This window comes from Planktotalea sp. (assembly GCF_050633725.1).
GTDB lineage: Bacteria > Pseudomonadota > Alphaproteobacteria > Rhodobacterales > Rhodobacteraceae > Planktotalea.
This window is the reverse complement of the sequence record NZ_JBOEHB010000011.1, coordinates 101,277-116,109: the sequence shown is the minus strand read 5'-3', so window position 1 is coordinate 116,109 and position 14,833 is coordinate 101,277. Positions and strand designations below refer to the sequence as shown.

The 14,833-nt window shown below is 54.4% G+C and carries 16 protein-coding genes; 9 read left to right on the top strand and 7 right to left on the bottom strand.

All coding sequences use genetic code 11. The annotated features are described in order from the left end of the window. Positions 1-200: 200 nt before the first annotated feature. From ACRBCU_RS10720 to ACRBCU_RS10710, 3 genes are all read left to right on the top strand, one after another. Entirely contained in the window at positions 201-854 is a 654-nt protein-coding gene (locus ACRBCU_RS10720; protein WP_431365373.1) for a protein-L-isoaspartate O-methyltransferase family protein, read from the top strand. A gap of 91 nt (positions 855-945) precedes the next feature. Continuing rightward, entirely contained in the window at positions 946-2,358 is a 1,413-nt protein-coding gene (locus ACRBCU_RS10715) for a TolC family outer membrane protein (RefSeq protein ID WP_431365372.1), read from the top strand. A gap of 123 nt (positions 2,359-2,481) precedes the next feature. Then, entirely contained in the window at positions 2,482-3,588 is a 1,107-nt protein-coding gene (locus ACRBCU_RS10710) for a hypothetical protein (RefSeq protein WP_431365371.1), read from the top strand. On the opposite strand, the gene ACRBCU_RS10705 is transcribed toward ACRBCU_RS10710, so the two are convergent. Beyond that, on the bottom strand, positions 3,585-5,036 hold the full coding sequence (locus ACRBCU_RS10705) for a cobyric acid synthase (RefSeq protein ID WP_431365370.1): 1,452 nt from the start codon (positions 5,034-5,036) through the stop codon (positions 3,585-3,587). The two genes, ACRBCU_RS10710 and ACRBCU_RS10705, sit on opposite strands and share 4 nt — an antisense overlap. A 58-nt stretch (positions 5,037-5,094) precedes the next feature. Here ACRBCU_RS10705 and ACRBCU_RS10700 point away from each other — a divergent pair, with 58 nt between their 5' ends. Further along, on the top strand, positions 5,095-5,664 hold the full coding sequence (locus tag ACRBCU_RS10700) for a cobalamin biosynthesis protein CobQ (RefSeq protein WP_431365369.1): 570 nt from the start codon (positions 5,095-5,097) through the stop codon (positions 5,662-5,664). A gap of 81 nt (positions 5,665-5,745) precedes the next feature. On the opposite strand, the gene ACRBCU_RS10695 is transcribed toward ACRBCU_RS10700, so the two are convergent. Next, positions 5,746-6,066: a DUF6280 family protein gene (locus ACRBCU_RS10695; RefSeq protein WP_009828663.1), complete on the bottom strand. Its 321-nt coding sequence runs from the start codon at positions 6,064-6,066 to the stop codon at positions 5,746-5,748. A gap of 216 nt (positions 6,067-6,282) precedes the next feature. On the opposite strand from ACRBCU_RS10695, the gene efp reads away from it, so the two are divergent. Beyond that, positions 6,283-6,846, top strand: coding sequence for an elongation factor P (gene efp / locus ACRBCU_RS10690; RefSeq protein ID WP_431365368.1), 564 nt, complete (start codon positions 6,283-6,285; stop codon positions 6,844-6,846). 114 nt (positions 6,847-6,960) lie between these two features. Here efp and ACRBCU_RS10685 read toward each other — a convergent pair whose 3' ends face one another. Then, positions 6,961-7,704, bottom strand: a complete 744-nt coding sequence (locus ACRBCU_RS10685; protein ID WP_431365367.1) for a YgfZ/GcvT domain-containing protein — start codon at positions 7,702-7,704, stop codon at positions 6,961-6,963. A gap of 67 nt (positions 7,705-7,771) precedes the next feature. On the opposite strand from ACRBCU_RS10685, the gene ACRBCU_RS10680 reads away from it, so the two are divergent. Beyond that, complete coding sequence (locus ACRBCU_RS10680; RefSeq protein WP_431365366.1) at positions 7,772-8,452, top strand: TIGR04283 family arsenosugar biosynthesis glycosyltransferase; 681 nt, start codon at positions 7,772-7,774, stop codon at positions 8,450-8,452. A gap of 35 nt (positions 8,453-8,487) precedes the next feature. Here the strand turns inward: ACRBCU_RS10680 and ACRBCU_RS10675 are convergent, their stop codons facing one another. Then, on the bottom strand, positions 8,488-10,233 hold the full coding sequence (locus ACRBCU_RS10675; protein WP_431365365.1) for an ABC transporter ATP-binding protein: 1,746 nt from the start codon (positions 10,231-10,233) through the stop codon (positions 8,488-8,490). Position 10,234: 1 nt separating this feature from the next. Beyond that, on the bottom strand, positions 10,235-10,930 hold the full coding sequence (locus ACRBCU_RS10670; protein WP_431365364.1) for a tyrosine-protein phosphatase: 696 nt from the start codon (positions 10,928-10,930) through the stop codon (positions 10,235-10,237). Positions 10,931-11,061: 131 nt separating this feature from the next. Between ACRBCU_RS10670 and ACRBCU_RS10665 the strand changes: the two genes are divergently transcribed. Further along, positions 11,062-12,258, top strand: coding sequence for a pyridoxal-phosphate-dependent aminotransferase family protein (locus tag ACRBCU_RS10665; protein ID WP_431365363.1), 1,197 nt, complete (start codon positions 11,062-11,064; stop codon positions 12,256-12,258). A gap of 6 nt (positions 12,259-12,264) precedes the next feature. On the opposite strand, the gene ACRBCU_RS10660 is transcribed toward ACRBCU_RS10665, so the two are convergent. Both ACRBCU_RS10660 and ACRBCU_RS10655 read right to left on the bottom strand, forming a co-directional pair. Further along, positions 12,265-12,450: a hypothetical protein gene (locus ACRBCU_RS10660; RefSeq protein WP_431365362.1), complete on the bottom strand. Its 186-nt coding sequence runs from the start codon at positions 12,448-12,450 to the stop codon at positions 12,265-12,267. Between the two features lie 72 nt (positions 12,451-12,522). Next, the gene (locus ACRBCU_RS10655) at positions 12,523-13,632 is read right to left on the bottom strand and encodes a pyridoxal phosphate-dependent aminotransferase (protein ID WP_431365361.1); all 1,110 of its coding nucleotides are present in this window, start codon (positions 13,630-13,632) and stop codon (positions 12,523-12,525) included. 97 nt (positions 13,633-13,729) lie between these two features. Here ACRBCU_RS10655 and ACRBCU_RS10650 point away from each other — a divergent pair, with 97 nt between their 5' ends. Both ACRBCU_RS10650 and ACRBCU_RS10645 read left to right on the top strand, forming a co-directional pair. Beyond that, positions 13,730-13,891 carry a Tat pathway signal protein gene (locus tag ACRBCU_RS10650; protein WP_431365360.1) on the top strand — a complete coding sequence of 54 codons (162 nt, stop codon included), beginning with the start codon at positions 13,730-13,732 and terminating at the stop codon, positions 13,889-13,891. Between the two features lie 89 nt (positions 13,892-13,980). After that, positions 13,981-14,766 (top strand): crotonase/enoyl-CoA hydratase family protein, encoded by a 786-nt coding sequence (locus tag ACRBCU_RS10645; RefSeq protein ID WP_431365359.1) that lies wholly within the window; start codon positions 13,981-13,983, stop codon positions 14,764-14,766. Positions 14,767-14,833 lie beyond the last annotated feature (67 nt).

Below are 14,833 nucleotides of genomic sequence, written 5' to 3'. Positions count from 1 at the left end.
GTACACGGATTTGCAATCCGCTGCATAACCACTCTACCAACTCGCCAGCCAGTGATGCAGGGCAGATAGCTGATCTGCGAAACTGCTGCAAGGGTCTTAAGACGAGAAATCTTAGTAAATCTTGGATGCTGGGGGCGTTGTGGGGGCGCGCGCTATATGGCAAGACTGGGGAAAGGATTCTGAACGAGCGAGTTTAGCCCATGTCTGATTTCAATGCCCGACGCGTTATGATGGTGGATACGCAGGTCCGCCCCTCTGATGTTACCAAATTCCCTGTCATAGATGCCATGCTTAGCGTGCCGCGTGAAAACTTCGTGCCGCGCGATCGCCGTGAAGCGGCTTATGTTGATGGCAATATTCCCTTGGCCAACAGCAGAGTCCTGTTTGAGCCGCGCACCATGGGAAAAATGCTCGATGCACTCAATTTGCAAAATGACGAGTTGGTTCTCGATATCGGCTCTGGCCTTGGGTATTCGGCGGCTCTGATGGCTCAAATCGCCGAAGTCGTCGTCGCGCTCGAATCGGACGATGCACTATCGGAAGAAACACAAGCTGCGCTAAGCGATGCCGGGGCAGATAATGTGATTGTACAGGCTGGCGATCTGGCGGCCGGAGTTGCCGAGCATGGTCCTTATGACGTGATTGCGATCGAAGGCGGCGTTGAAACGATCCCCACAGAGATATTGGCGCAACTCAAAGAAGGGGGGCGCATTGCTGCGCTCTTTATGAGCGGCGCATTGGGTGAAATGCGCGTCGGTCACAAAATTGATGGTCGGATAAATTGGCGCCTTGCGTTTAATGCGAGTGCTCCTGTGATGCCGGGTTTTGAAAAAGCGCGTGAATTTGCGCTTTAATTGATTTCACGCGACGGAAGCTGCTTTGTCGCGCGTTAAAGGAAAAACTAAGTAACGCTCACTATAGGGCGCACTTTTGTGGGGATTGAGTATGAAAAGCGGTTTGAAAACGCGATCTAAAGGGCTGATCGCAGCCATTGGCCTGACGCTTTTTAGCGCAACTGCGAGTCAGGCTGAGACGCTGTCTGATGCGCTGATAAGTGCTTTTAACCATTCCGGTCTGCTCGAGCAGAACCGCGCGCTTCTACGGGCGGCGGATGAAGATGTTGCCATCGCGATGTCTGCGCTGCGCCCGATTATTAGCTACACAGGTTCGATCTCGCGGAATTTTGCGCGCAACACCAACCGTGTGACGGGTGGTTTGTCAGAGAATAATAGCACCACCGCGACAATCGGAATTTCGATGGACTTGCTTCTGTTTGACGGCGGTCAATCGAAGATCGCTATCGAAGTTGCCAAAGAGACTGTGCTTTCAACCCGGGCAAGCCTGCTTGCGGTCGAGCAATCTGTTCTTTTGCGCGCCATTGAGGCTTACGTAAACGTGCGCCGTGCAATTGAAACTGTGGCGCTGCGCCAAAGCAATGTGCGATTGATCAGCCAAGAACTGCGCGCTGCGCGGGATCGCTTTGAAGTCGGTGAAGTGACGCGAACAGATGTGGCGCTCGCAGAGGCGCGGCTTGCCTCTGCGCGCTCGTTTTTGGCATCGGCTGAGGGCGGCCTGATTTCGGCGCAAGAAGAATACCGCGCAGCTATCGGGCGCAAACCCGGCAACTTAAAGTCGCCAAGAGGCTTGCCTAAAACGGCAAGCTCGGTTGAAAAGGCCAAGTCAATTGCCGTGCGCAATCATCCCGACATGCTTGCCATACAGCACGATGTGTCAGCTGCGGATCTGAATGTCATGCGCGCTGATGCCGCGATGAACGGCAGTGTAAGTTTGAACACGAGGCTATATCGAACAGAAACGCCCACAGCGAACACCAGCACAAATGGCGGGTCTATATCGCTTCAGGCAAATGTCCCGATTTATCAGGGTGGCCGGTTGTCAGCCCTGCACCGTCAAGCAATGGCGCGGCGTGATGCGACGCGATCCGGCTTGCACGTCACCCGTCACCTGATTGAACAAAACGTCGGAAATGCGTTTGCGCAGATGCGTGTGTCCGCTGCGTCCCGTGAAGCCAGCGAGAGACAAATCAGGGCGGCCCAAGTTGCCTTTCGTGGTGTGCGCGAAGAAGCAAATGTTGGTTCGCGCACGACGCTCGATGTGCTAAATGCGGAGCAGGAATTACTGGATGCACGATCAGCTTTGATTGATGTTCAAACGGATGAATTCATTGCTGCCTATTCTGCACTTGCGGCGATGGGCTTGCTTACGGCTAAGCATTTGAACCTGCCTGTTCAGCAGTTTGATCCAACAGAGTATTACAATCTCGTAAAGGACGCGCCGGCCCGCAGCATTCAAGGCGAAAAGCTTAATCGTGTGCTTCGCTCATTGGGCAAGCAGTAGCTGAAACTGGCTGGCAGCATAAATTTGCCATAGCGACATGCAAATCTACTGCTAATTTGTTCTATCTGTTGTGAGAATCCGTTTCGACGGGTATCTTGCCGCGAGGGTAGAGTGGTGTAGATTATGGCAGATCCAGTAACCAATATTGAAATCGAGGATGTATTGTCTTCAATTCGTCGACTTGTGTCTGACGAAGCGCGCGCGCCTTCGCGTGAAAAGGATGATGTCGCCTTCCATTCTGAAGTTCCTCCGCAACCTGTTGAAAATACAGGTGAAAATGTCGTCGAGGACGTGCAGCAGACAGCCTCCAAAGCCGTGCCTGCTTTGGTTTTGACAGAAGCTCTGCGTGTTGAAGAGCCTGCGCCTGAACAGCTCGATGAGAGCGAGCCAGAGGAAGCGAAAGCCCCCGAGGACACTGTCGTGCAAGAGGCGCTGATTCTGTCACCTGAGTCGCAACGCGATGAAAGCGGCGATCAAGATGAGCAGGCGCAGCTCGACGCCGAGGGCGACGCGGGCGAGAGTGAGCGCGAGCCGTCTGAGGAAGCCTTGGATCGCTCTGATGATCACGCTGAAGAAATAGATGAGCCGCGCGAAGACCGTCAGGACCAGCCTTCTGAAGAGGAATTGGCGCTCGTTGAAGAGGCACAGGACGACGCAGCAGAGGTTGAGACACCCGATGTTGAAACGGCCGATGAACACGCCTCTGATGAAAACAACGCCGTTGAACAGGCGGATGAGCAAGACGAGCAATCGGATGAGCCTCTTACGATTGAGGACAAGATCGCAGCGCTTGAAACGCTCATTGGAAAATCCGAAACAGATTTCGAACCTGATGGTGCCGAAGACGGCGGCAATGCTGCCCGATTTGGTGCTGCATTGCCTTGGGTTGATACCGAAGCTCCAAGAGCAAAAGCGAACGATAGCGCAATTCCTGATCCGGAAGAGCCCTCTCAAAGCGCGGCGTTTGACGATGCGTCGATTGCATTCCAACGCGCTCATTCAGAGGCGGTGAATTCCGCACAGGCTGATCTAGAAGCCAACGTATCCGAAACATTGCTTGATGCCGACGAAACTGCTTCGGTTCTTGATGAAGACGCGCTGCGCGATATGGTTGCTGAGATCGTGCGCCAAGAACTTCAAGGCCCATTGGGTGAACGGATCACCCGCAATGTTCGCAAGCTGGTACGCCGCGAGATTTATCGCGCCCTAGCTGCGAACGAATTGGACTAGCCTGCTACGGGATCTGCAAGGGAGAGCAGCAAATCCAAGTCGAGATGCTGCTCCATATGCTCTGCCAACTTGTCCAGAACCGCGTCCAGATCGGCGGAATAGTTGACGGAGCTTGAGGCGTTTTTGCCAAGGAAACTTGAACGAAACGCATCGGCACTAAACAGACCATGCAAGTAACACCCCATGATCTGGCCAGTGCTATTCGCAGCGCCTTCACGGCGTCCGTCAATTGAAAGCCAAGCATTGTCGCAGTCAGGACCGCTCGTTTGGCCAATGTGAATTTCGTAACCCTCAACAGGGTCGTTCGTTGGCAAATACCGCGCTCGCGAGAGTGTCAGGCGTTTTTGCGGCCCCATCTCGGTGCGAATATCAAGCAGGCCCAAGCCTTCAACTGTGCATGCTTTGCCCTCGATCCCAAGCGGGTCGCTGATTTCGCGGCCAAGCATCTGATAGCCACCGCAAATCCCCAAAACGCGCCCGCCGCGCCGGACATGGGCTTGCAGGTCCGTATCCCAGCCTTGGGTGCGGAAAAAGGCAAGGTCCGCGATTGTTGCCTTTGAACCGGGGATCAACACGAGATCGGCGTCGCCGGGCAGGGGGCGGCCAGCCTCTATGATCTCGACGCTGACATCTGGCTCTGCTGACAAGGGATCGAGGTCGTCAAAATTTGCAATTCGGGCAAGGCGCGGCACAGCTATTTTGTAACTTCCCCCCTTGGACGAAGCGATATCCATCACGTCCTCTGCTGGCAGGCGCCACGCATCTTCAAACCAAGGAACAACACCGAGCGAAGGCCAACCGGTGTGCTGGGTAATCGCGGTGAGGCCCTCATCAAACAGGCTCACATCGCCGCGGAACTTATTAATACAAAAAGCCTTGATGCGATCCGCATCGCACTTGGGCAGGATTGTTTGAGTTCCAACCAACTGAGCGATGACGCCGCCTCTATCGATGTCGCCAGTCAAAACGACAGGAACACCAGCAGCTTCGGCAAAGCCCATATTCGCGATGTCGCCGCGGCGCAAATTGATCTCGGCTGGGCTGCCTGCGCCTTCTACAACGATGAGATCCGCCGTTTTTGCGAGCCGGGAAAAGCTCTTCAGAACCGCGCTCATCAGCTTTGGCTTGGCCTTGGCGTAGTCGCGCGCGCGCAATGTGTCCCAGCGTTTGCCTTGCACAATGACCTGCGCGCCTGTGTCGGTCTCTGGCTTGAGAAGAACGGGGTTCATGTCCGTATGGGCAGCGCGGCGCGACGCGAGCGCTTGCAACGCCTGAGCGCGGCCGATTTCGCCGCCATCTTCGGTAACGGCGGCATTGTTGGACATATTCTGGGGCTTGAAAGGGGCGACGCGAAGTCCACGATTTGAAAAAGCGCGTGCGATGCCTGCAACAAGCATGGATTTGCCCACGTTTGAGCCCGCTCCTTGAATCATTATCGCCTTGGTCATGGACAGCCCTCTCTGCTTGGACCACACATATAAAGCAGGTGGCGGCGAGGAAAGAGCGATGAACACTCCAGCGCATTTGATTTTGGGATTGGCGTTGTTTTCGCGTAAAGACAACGCGCGGGTTTCGGTCGCGGCGGCCGCAGGGGCCTTGATGCCCGATATTTCCCTCTATGTAATGGCAGGCGTTTCGTTGGCGGTCTTGAGAATTCCGCCAGAGGTCGTGTTCGGGCAACTCTACTATTCATCTACATGGCAAACGGTCTTCGCGATTGATAATTCGTTCTTACTTTGGGGGCTCGTTCTGGCCTTTGCGCTTTGGTGGAAAGCGCAAGCAGGCGTGGCGTTCGCAGGGGCGGGCCTTGTGCATATTGCTTTGGATTTCCCGCTTCATCACGATGATGGCAGGCCGCATTTTTGGCCTGCGAGCAATTGGGTGTTTGAAAGCCCCGTGAGCTATTGGGATAATTTGCACCATGCGGCGTGGGTTGCCCCGCTGGAAGGCCTCATGGTTCTGATTTGCGCTGGGGTGTTGATCCGTCGCTTCCCTGGATGGTCGATGCGAATATTGGCGCTTGTTTTGGTCGGTTTGGAAGCGATGGTTATTCGCAGCTGGCTTTTGTTTATGTAAGACATAGGCGCAATAAAAAACGCCCCCGAGAGCAGATCGGGGGCGTTTAAGTTGTTTTCTTAGTTTGGCTAAGCTGATGTTTTAAGCAGCTTCAGCCTGTTGAGCGGCATTGCGGCGCTCTGATTCTTCACGAGACAGCGCAACGGATGTACGAACACCTTTGGAAACGAAATCCATGAGGCCAGCGACCACACGTTCGTTTGGATCAATCCCTGCACAGGATAGAACTTCACGACCATCACGTGAACGTGCCCAGCGAGCGATTTGCTCTGGACCGTTTCCATATTTCTTATCGTCGGCGATCGCATCATCGAGCGCTGCAAGGACTACGGCAGCAAAAAGCTTGCGTGCGCGATTGCCCTGCTCAGAGTTGTAGGCAGTGCCATCAACGAAATCTCTCATATTCGACCCTTATTCTTGCTCTTGTCTTTCCGGCGTGAGGGGGCTTATGACCCATGTAGACCGATTCGGATAGCCCGTATTTGCATAGCAGGCATGCGCTCATTGCATATCACGCTGCAAACGCAGCACGACATATAGTGATCTTGCGCGGTGGTTGCCCTCAAGATATAGGGTGCTTCAAGATTTCATCAACCTTTTGACATGGTTTTGACACATATGCCCAAGATAAACGGAAACGAAATTCGCCCCGGAAATGTTCTGGAACACAACGATGGATTATGGGCCGCGGTGAAGGTAGACCATGTGAAACCCGGCAAGGGCGGCGCCTTTGCACAGGTCGAGCTGCGCAACCTGCGGAACGGATCCAAGCTTAATGAACGCTTTCGCAGCGCCGATAAGGTCGAGAAAGTTCGCCTGGAGCAAAAAGACCAACAGTTCCTTTATGAGAGTGATGGAATGTTGGTGTTCATGGATACAGAAACCTATGAGCAAATCGAGCTACCTGCCGAGCTTTTGGGGGATCGTCGCCCGTTCTTGCAAGATGGCATGACCATTGTTGTGGAAATGCACGAGGAAGAAGCGCTGAATGCTAAAATCCCTCAGAAAGTAATTTGCAAGATTGCCGAGACGGAGCCAGTTGTAAAAGGTCAAACAGCTGCGAACAGCTTTAAGCCTGCGATTTTGGAGAATGGTGTGAAGATTATGGTTCCGCCGTTTGTTGGCCAAGACGAGAGCATCGTTGTGAATACTGATACGATGGACTACTCCGAACGCGCGTGAGCAAAGTGAGCGCGCTTCGCGCGCGCTCTACATGCCGCTAACGCGGTTGTATGGGGCGCTGCCCCCGACTTGGCGTTGCCAAGCCTCCCCCGAGATATTTTGGGACCAAAGAATTTAAGGCGCGTAGGTGATCTGCGCGTCTTTTGCGTTTAGCGTGCCTTTCGCGCGATCAAAGCGCAGGTAGGCTAGGGCATGGCCGTTTGCTTGGCTGTAAAGTGTGCCTGCGGGCTTGCCGCGTTCGTCTGAAATCTCAGTTCCGATTGGAGCGCTGCCAGAAATTTGAATTTGTGCGAGGCCTTTTCGCAGGTCTGTTTTGTGTTTCATACGGGCCGTGACTTCTTGACCGACATAGCAGCCCTTTTTGAAATCGACGCCATGCAGGCGCTCGAAGCCCATTTCAAGAATGAAGCTGTCCGCGCCAAGCTCAATCCCCGCGCTCGGGATTGCGTGGTCTACGTTGAGCGCAGTCCAATTGGTGTCATCCCCTGGCGTGCCGTCATAAGCGCGCCAGCCAAGCGCCTGTGCGCGCGGGTCGGTGAAGGCGCCTTCTGGCGTGGCACCAATGCCGCGTGTGACGGTGCGCGCGTCTTCTTCTATCGTTACATCGGCGCGCAATTTGTACATCGTGAGCCGTTTTGCCAAGGAGTCAGTTTGATCGCCATCGGTGTCGAGCAAGATCGCATCGCCATCAGGAACCAAAAAAAAGTCGGCAAGGTATTTCCCTTGCGGGGTAAGCATGGCGGCATAGACCAAGCCATTGTCCAGCTTCGCCACATCATTGGTGATGAGACCTTGCAGGAAGTCGCGTGCATCTGAACCAGATATCCGAAGCAAGCGTCGTGTTTGAAGGTCTGTCATTTTGCTCTCCCTTTAGGGCATGAGGCTGATATAGGCTGAGCGAGGCAAAGTGAGAAGGGGCAGAGCGATGCGCGCGCCGATTTCTGTGGTGATACCCGTTTTGAACAGTGAGGCAGCTTTGGTTGGCTGCGCCGCGGCATTGATGGAAGGCGTCGAAGCCGGACTTATTCGCGAGGTCATCGTGAGCGATGGCGGCTCTTGTGATGCAACACAGGTAATTGCAGATGAAATTGGCGCGACATGGGTGAGCGGTCCGGCCTCGCGCGGGGGGCAATTGATGCGCGGCTGCGTGGCGGCAAAGGGGGAATGGCTGCTGATATTACATGCGGATACGCAGCTGCAAGCGCGGTGGAGCGAGGCGGTAAAGCAGCATTTGATAGGAAATGCAGCGGGGTATTTCAGGTTGGCGTTCGATGCCAAAGGTTTGGGCGCGAGATATGTTGAGAGGTGGGCAAACCTGCGCTCGCGTTTGTTTCAATTGCCTTATGGTGATCAGGGATTGTTGATTTCACGTGCCTTATACGATGAGGTCGGTGGTTACTTGGATCAACCGTTGATGGAAGACGTTGCAATTGCACGCGCGCTCTGGGGGCAATTGATTGGACTGGATGCAGTCGCGCTGACCAGCGCCGAGAAATACATTAATCAAGGGTGGCTCGTTCGCGGCGGGCGCAATTTGTGGACCTTAGCGCGATATTTCTTCGGTGTGCCAGTGGAGACGCTCGCCGCAGCGTATCGCAGGCCTTAAGGACTGGATTGTCTCAATCCGCGATATTCGCGATATTATGCTTTTGCTTGCAAACGGTGGAGCGCAGCGTAGGCGTTATTCTGTGCCAGGAGGCTATCATGGGTGCCTGTTTCGATGACCTTGCCTTCCTCCATCACCAGAATCTGATCCGCGTTTCGAATTGTTGAGAGGCGATGAGCGATCACAAGGGTCGTTCGCCCCTGTGACAAGCGCTCAAGCGCGTCTTGGACCATAGCCTCGGATCGCGCATCAAGGGCAGAGGTTGCCTCATCAAGCAACAGGATAGGGGTGTCGCGCAGAAGTGCGCGGGCAATCGCGACACGTTGGCGTTGCCCTCCTGATAAGGCGGAACCGCGCGGGCCTACAGCTGAATCAAGACCGTTTGGCAATTGCTCAAGAAAGTCTGAAACATGCGCAGCGTCCAAAGCGGTTTGCAGCTGCTCTTGGCTAACGTCTTCGCGCCCGAGCAGAATGTTCTCTCTTAGGGTTTCATCAAAAAGCAGCGCGTCTTGCGAAACAACAGAGAAGAGATCGCGCAGATCGGTGAGTGCCATGTCCGTAACGGGAATGCCGCCGATCAAAGCCTGACCGCTTTGTGGGTCAGTGAGGCGGGTTAACACGTTAAATATCGTTGATTTGCCTGCCCCTGATGGGCCAACGAGCGCTGTTGTTTTGCCAGCCTTGGCTGTGAACGTCATACCTTGCAAGACGGGCGTGTCGCCGTAGCTCAGATTGACATCTTGCAAGCTTATGTCGGGGGTGTGCGTCGGAGCCGGGACAGGGTTTGCTGGGGTCTTGTGAACAGGTTGCAGTGCCAGCAATTCCATCACGCGCTCGATCCCGGCGGCTGCTGCCTCCCAGATTCCTGTAATCGTGCCAAGGCGGCGCATAGGTTCAAAAACAAAACCGAGCGCAGTGAAAAAGGCCATAAATTCGCCGACCGTCTTTTCACCGGAAATGATTTCGCCGCCGCCGTAAATCAATACCCCCAGAAAGCCGACACCTGACATCGCATCAATGAGGCCGGGGATCGTGGCTTTGCCGAGTGAGGTTTTGACCTCGATTTCGACTTTCTCTTTGTTGAGTTTTCCATAGTGACGCTCTTGATAGTCCTCAAGACGGTTCAGCTTAACGGGAACAATTCCGTGAAACACTTCATCAAGGCGACCAGATTGCTGCGCGGCGACTTGATGGGCTGTGCGCGAATGCCGGCGCACAAAACGCTGCGCGACGAGGGAGGGCATGACCAAGATGGGCACGCCAAGCAGCGCCACGATTGTCCAGCGCCAATCAATGCTCATGGCGACACCAAATAGAACAAACACCGCCACAAGGTCACGGCCTGCGCCGGTGATAATCGCGTTCCAGACACGGGAGACCGCGCTCACGTCGCCAACAACACGTTGCAGCAAAGTGCCAGGCGCATTCAATTGATGGAAGCTCACATCAAGGCGCATCAGATGCGAAAGCAGATCACTTCGGATATCTGCTTCAGATTGTTGGGAAATGCGGGTCAGAATGACCTTTTGAATGACCGAAGCGCCTGCGCGCACCAGAAAAATGCCGAGGATAACCAAGCCAACCCACCAAAGCGCAGATTCATCGCCTGCGAGGAAGACGAGATCGAACATCGGCTTCATCATCCAGGACAGCAGGCCAAGCATCGAGCCCTCGAGGGCCATGAAGAACGTGGCGAGCAAGAGCATCCAAAGATGGCGACTGAGGTAGCGGCGCCAAAGCCAGCCAAGCAGGGTGCGCGAAGAATGATCGGTTGATGCCATATCAGGCAATCTGCGCCGCTGGGGTTTTGCTGTCAAAGCCCTCTTGGATTTTGTCGTTGTCGTATTCTGTGCGAATCCACGTTTCAAAATCTATGCTGCCCTTGGCTTGACGGGCTTCAAAGACATCTAGGATATAGTCTTGAACACCTGTTTTGGACCATTTCAGGTGAATGAACTTTATCGAGAGTTGTTCGCGTGCTTTTTGCACAGGCACGCCATCAAAGATCATTTGATACATCGCAGCGCTAAATCCCGCGCGGTCGGCACCTGATTTACAGTGGAACATGAAAGGGCGTTGCACTGTGCGCATGAGATCAATCACCGCTACAATTCTCTCCCTTGGCACGGCGTTGCGTGCGTGGAGTTTTGAATTGTGCAACTTGAGGCCAAGCAAACGGCAGCTCTCTTCTTCGAACAAATAGTGCGCGCGCGGGTCCGTACCGCGCAGATTGATCACGGATTTGATCCCCATGTCGCGGTATTTCATGAACCGTTTATGCGTCGGTTGGTTCGAGCGCCAAACTCCGTCGGATACAGGATAGAAATTTGTCCAAAAAATGCGCAGGAACGAATGATCGAACAAATTGAAATGCCAAACAGATTTACGGCGCTCGACCGGATCGGTGATGTCATTGCCAAAGGAGTAACGCCACTTGCGCTCCGCATCACTGATTTTCTTTGCGAGGTTCTTAAACATTAGGCGGTCCTGCCAATTGGGGCTGCGGGTGGCATGTAAACCTATGGACGTTGCGGCGCAAGTCTGCGGCAGTGGTTGACGGCGCCCTGCGCGGGGCTAGTGTCGGCAAAACACCCATAGGAATGTCGCTCATGTCTCTCGCAAACGGTCGCTCTTACCTTGCAATTCCAGGCCCATCTGTCGTGCCAGATGAAGTTTTGCGCGCGATGCATCGCGCATCGCCTAATATCTATGAGGGCGAGCTTGTTGATATGACCGCAGGTCTGATCGTTGATTTGCGCAGCGTGGCACGTACCAAGCACAATGTGGCCATATACATGGGCAATGGGCATGCGGCCTGGGAAGCGGCGCTCAGCAATGTGATCACCGAGGGGGATCTGGTTCTTGTCCCATCAACAGGGCGTTTTTGCCATGGATGGGGGGAAATGGCGACGGGCCTTGGCGCTGAGGTTGAGGTGATGGAGTTCGGGCTAAAAACTCCGATGGATGCAAGCGCGATTGAAGCACGCCTTCGCGCCGACAAGGATCAGAAAATAAAAGCAGTTCTGGCGGTGCATGTAGATACTTCCACATCAATAAAGAACAACATCGCCGACGTGCGCGCCGCTTTGGACGCTGCCGGACACCCTGCGCTCTTGATGGTGGATTGCATCGCATCCCTAGGCTGCGATCGTTTCGAAATGGATGCTTGGGGCGTCGATGTGATGGTAACAGCATCGCAAAAGGGGCTGATGGTGACACCGGGCCTTGGCTTTGTGTTCTTCAATGACCGCGCGGTTCGCGTGCGCGCCAATATGGAGCGCGTGAGCCTGTATTGGGATTGGGTGCCGCGCGCGGCCCCTGAAGTCTTCTTTCAGTACTTTGGCGGCACTGCGCCGACCCATATGCTCTATGGCTTGCGCGCTGCGTTAGACATTATCCAAGATGAAGGGATCGAAGCGGTTTGGGCACGTCACGAAACGCTTGCAAGCGCAGTCTGGGCGGCTTGCGAGGCTTGGGGGCAGGGCGGTCCTTTAACAATGAACGTCGCGGAGCCTGCGCATCGCTCTCATGCTGTAACTGCGCTGCGCCTCGGTGCGCCGCATGGCACGGATTTGCGCCGTTGGAGCGAACATAAGGCGGGCGTGACCTTGGGGATTGGACTTGGCATGTCAGAGCCAAATGATCCCTTGGGAGACGGGTTTATCCGCATCGGGCATATGGGGCATGTGAATACGCATATGGTGCTCGGCACTTTGGCGAGCATTCAAGCTGGCTTTGATGCGTTGAAGCTGCCCTATGGTGCAGGCGCGTTGGACGCCGCCGCGAAATGCGTGTCGGGCGTCTAAGTTTCGTTAACGCGTACGTGCAAGGCGCATATCGAGCCAATTTATCGAATAATAAATCGCAGCTCCGAGCATCAGTGCGGCGAAAAAGCCTTTCCATGCCCAGAGCGCGATCATGATCCACATCAGATTGATCAGCCCCATAACGAGGCAAGTATTGGTATAGTTTTCAACTCTTCCGCGATTGTTAGTCACATGCTGATCCTTTTGCTTGGATAACAGCAGGCTAACGCAATGAAGATAAAAGTCAGGTAAATTTTTCGCGCGTTAGACGGCGCGCGCAGCTTTCAGCGCATTTGGAAGCGCTTTTGCAAAGATCGCCATTTCCTTTTCCGGTCCACAACTCACGCGAATACACCTGTCTTGCGGCGCAACAAATGGCATGCGTACGAATACCCCCATCGCAATCAGTTCCGCCAAAACAGCGCGGGCAAAGTCCCCGTCTTGTCCGCAATCTATCGCGACAAAGTTGGTGGCTGAGGGCAGGCTCGTAAGGCCGTTGTCGCGCGCAATTTCCGCAATCCGTTTTTTCGAAGCGGTCACTTGCGATTGAATGGTCTGCAAGCCGTCCTGATCCGCCAAAGCGGCAAGCGCCGCGATCTGTGCTAACCGGTTCATACCAAAATGGTTGCGGATTTTCTCGAATGAACGGATCAATTCGGATGCCCCTATCGCATAGCCAACACGCATGCCAGCAAGCCCGTACCCTTTCGAGAACGTCCGCATTCGAATAACGCCAGGGTGCTCTATCGGCAAAGTAGGGATCGCAGTGCTGGGAGCAAGATCGATATAGGCTTCATCAAGCACCAAAAGGCAGCCTTCGGGCAGGTTTGCAGCCATGTTTTCAATGGTTTTCGCGTCGTGCAACGTGCCCATTGGATTGTCTGGATTGGCGATATAGACCAGATTGGCCCCGACCTCGCGCGCTTTGTCGAGCAGCGCATCAGTATCTTCAAAGTCGTCTTTGTAGGGGACTTTATGCAATGAGCCGCCGTATCCAGCGACATGGTAATTAAATGTTGGGTAAGCGCCATCAGACGTCACAACCGCATCGTTTTGGCCAACGATCAGCCGCACGAGATACCCAAGTAAGCAATCAACGCCTTCACCAACAACAATGTTGTCCATCTTGATGCCGTGGTGCGTGGCTAAGGCCGCCCGAAGATCGTGACTTTCCGGCTCGCCATACATCCATGCTTCATGCGCATGGCTTTTGATCGCTTCAAGCACCTTTGGGGAGGGACCAAAGCCGTTTTCATTCGCGCCAAGCCGCGCCTCAAACGCAGCGCCGCGGGAACGTTCCTGAGCTTCGGGGCCGACAAAGGGCACGGATGCAGGCAAGGTTTGGGCGAGGGCGGTATAACGAGGGTATGTCATAGTGGAATGGTTAGAGGTTCCGCAAAAGTCGGGCAAGGTTGAAATGAAGCCTTGGGGTGCCTATTTGAGAATCATTCTCAACTGTGGAGGGTGGAAGATGAAATTGACGAGAAGAGGCTTTATCGCAAGTGCGGTTGCGGCGGGTTCAGTTCGCGCATTGCCGCAAATTGCTACAAAAACCAGTGGGCGGCGCATTTTGACGCTTGTCTATGATAAATCACTCGGCATGATGCGAGCGGTCGAACGGCTTGTTCCCTAAGCGGCAGATCCCATCAGTGCCCTAACGTTTCCCTTTTCTTTGCCATCTGCATGAGAGAGGTTTTGTGAAATGAGAATAGGAGCCAGCTGATGCCGCGCGTCACGACAACGATCAAAGAACACATTGCCCACGTAGAGCTTTCACGCCCAGACAAGATGAACGCAGTCGACCCCGATATGGTCGCGGGTATCATCGAAGCAGGCGAAGCACTGCGCGGTCGAAAAGATGTGCGCGTTGTTGTTCTGTCAGGGCAGGGGGATGCATTCTGCGCCGGCTTGGACGTTGCCAGCTTTGCCGCGCTTGCTGGCGGTGATCCGATGGAATTGATGATGCCGCGCACTCATGGTCCGTCAAATGATTACCAACATGTTAGCATGGTGTGGAACCAGCTAGAGATGCCTGTGATTGCAGCGCTGCAGGGCGTTTGCTTTGGGGCAGGGATGCAAATCGCTTCGGGCGCGGATATCCGAATTGCAGCGCCAGATACACGTATGTCGATTTTGGAAATGAAATGGGGCCTTGTGCCTGACATGGGAGGCATGGTGCTCTGGCCTTCTTTGATGCGCTCTGATGTGCTGCGACGACTAACGCACACAGGCGAAGAATTTACTGGCTCGGACGCGCTTGGCTACGGCCTAGCGACAGAGGTGAATGATGCCCCACTTGAGCGCGCCATGGAACTCGCACGGGTGATGGCGAGCAAAAGCCCGTCCGCTTTGCGCGCTGGAAAGGCGCTGATCAATTTTGCGCTGAAGAATGATGCGGAGGCTGTCCTGTTAGAGGAGTCTCGCGCACAGGCCTCATTGATGGGACAGCCAGATCAAATGGAAGCGGTAATGGCGAATGTTCAAAAAAGGGTGCCTGTTTTTAAATAGGGTTCAGAATTTTCTGCGAAAATTCTGAACGGCCAAAAAACCTCTGCGATGTTTTTCAAATTTCTTC

Excerpts from the sequence above, each read along its gene's own strand:
- ACRBCU_RS10720 (WP_431365373.1), top strand. The coding sequence starts at position 201 with ATGTCTGATTTCAATGCCCGACGCGTTATGATGGTGGATACGCAGGTC.
- ACRBCU_RS10715 (WP_431365372.1), top strand. The coding sequence starts at position 946 with ATGAAAAGCGGTTTGAAAACGCGATCTAAAGGGCTGATCGCAGCCATT.
- ACRBCU_RS10710 (WP_431365371.1), top strand. The coding sequence starts at position 2,482 with ATGGCAGATCCAGTAACCAATATTGAAATCGAGGATGTATTGTCTTCA.
- ACRBCU_RS10705 (WP_431365370.1), bottom strand. The coding sequence starts at position 5,036 with ATGACCAAGGCGATAATGATTCAAGGAGCGGGCTCAAACGTGGGCAAA.
- ACRBCU_RS10700 (WP_431365369.1), top strand. The coding sequence starts at position 5,095 with ATGAACACTCCAGCGCATTTGATTTTGGGATTGGCGTTGTTTTCGCGT.
- ACRBCU_RS10695 (WP_009828663.1), bottom strand. The coding sequence starts at position 6,066 with ATGAGAGATTTCGTTGATGGCACTGCCTACAACTCTGAGCAGGGCAAT.
- efp (WP_431365368.1), top strand. The coding sequence starts at position 6,283 with ATGCCCAAGATAAACGGAAACGAAATTCGCCCCGGAAATGTTCTGGAA.
- ACRBCU_RS10685 (WP_431365367.1), bottom strand. The coding sequence starts at position 7,704 with ATGACAGACCTTCAAACACGACGCTTGCTTCGGATATCTGGTTCAGAT.
- ACRBCU_RS10680 (WP_431365366.1), top strand. The coding sequence starts at position 7,772 with ATGCGCGCGCCGATTTCTGTGGTGATACCCGTTTTGAACAGTGAGGCA.
- ACRBCU_RS10675 (WP_431365365.1), bottom strand. The coding sequence starts at position 10,233 with ATGGCATCAACCGATCATTCTTCGCGCACCCTGCTTGGCTGGCTTTGG.
- ACRBCU_RS10670 (WP_431365364.1), bottom strand. The coding sequence starts at position 10,930 with ATGTTTAAGAACCTCGCAAAGAAAATCAGTGATGCGGAGCGCAAGTGG.
- ACRBCU_RS10665 (WP_431365363.1), top strand. The coding sequence starts at position 11,062 with ATGTCTCTCGCAAACGGTCGCTCTTACCTTGCAATTCCAGGCCCATCT.
- ACRBCU_RS10655 (WP_431365361.1), bottom strand. The coding sequence starts at position 13,632 with ATGACATACCCTCGTTATACCGCCCTCGCCCAAACCTTGCCTGCATCC.
- ACRBCU_RS10650 (WP_431365360.1), top strand. The coding sequence starts at position 13,730 with ATGAAATTGACGAGAAGAGGCTTTATCGCAAGTGCGGTTGCGGCGGGT.
- ACRBCU_RS10645 (WP_431365359.1), top strand. The coding sequence starts at position 13,981 with ATGCCGCGCGTCACGACAACGATCAAAGAACACATTGCCCACGTAGAG.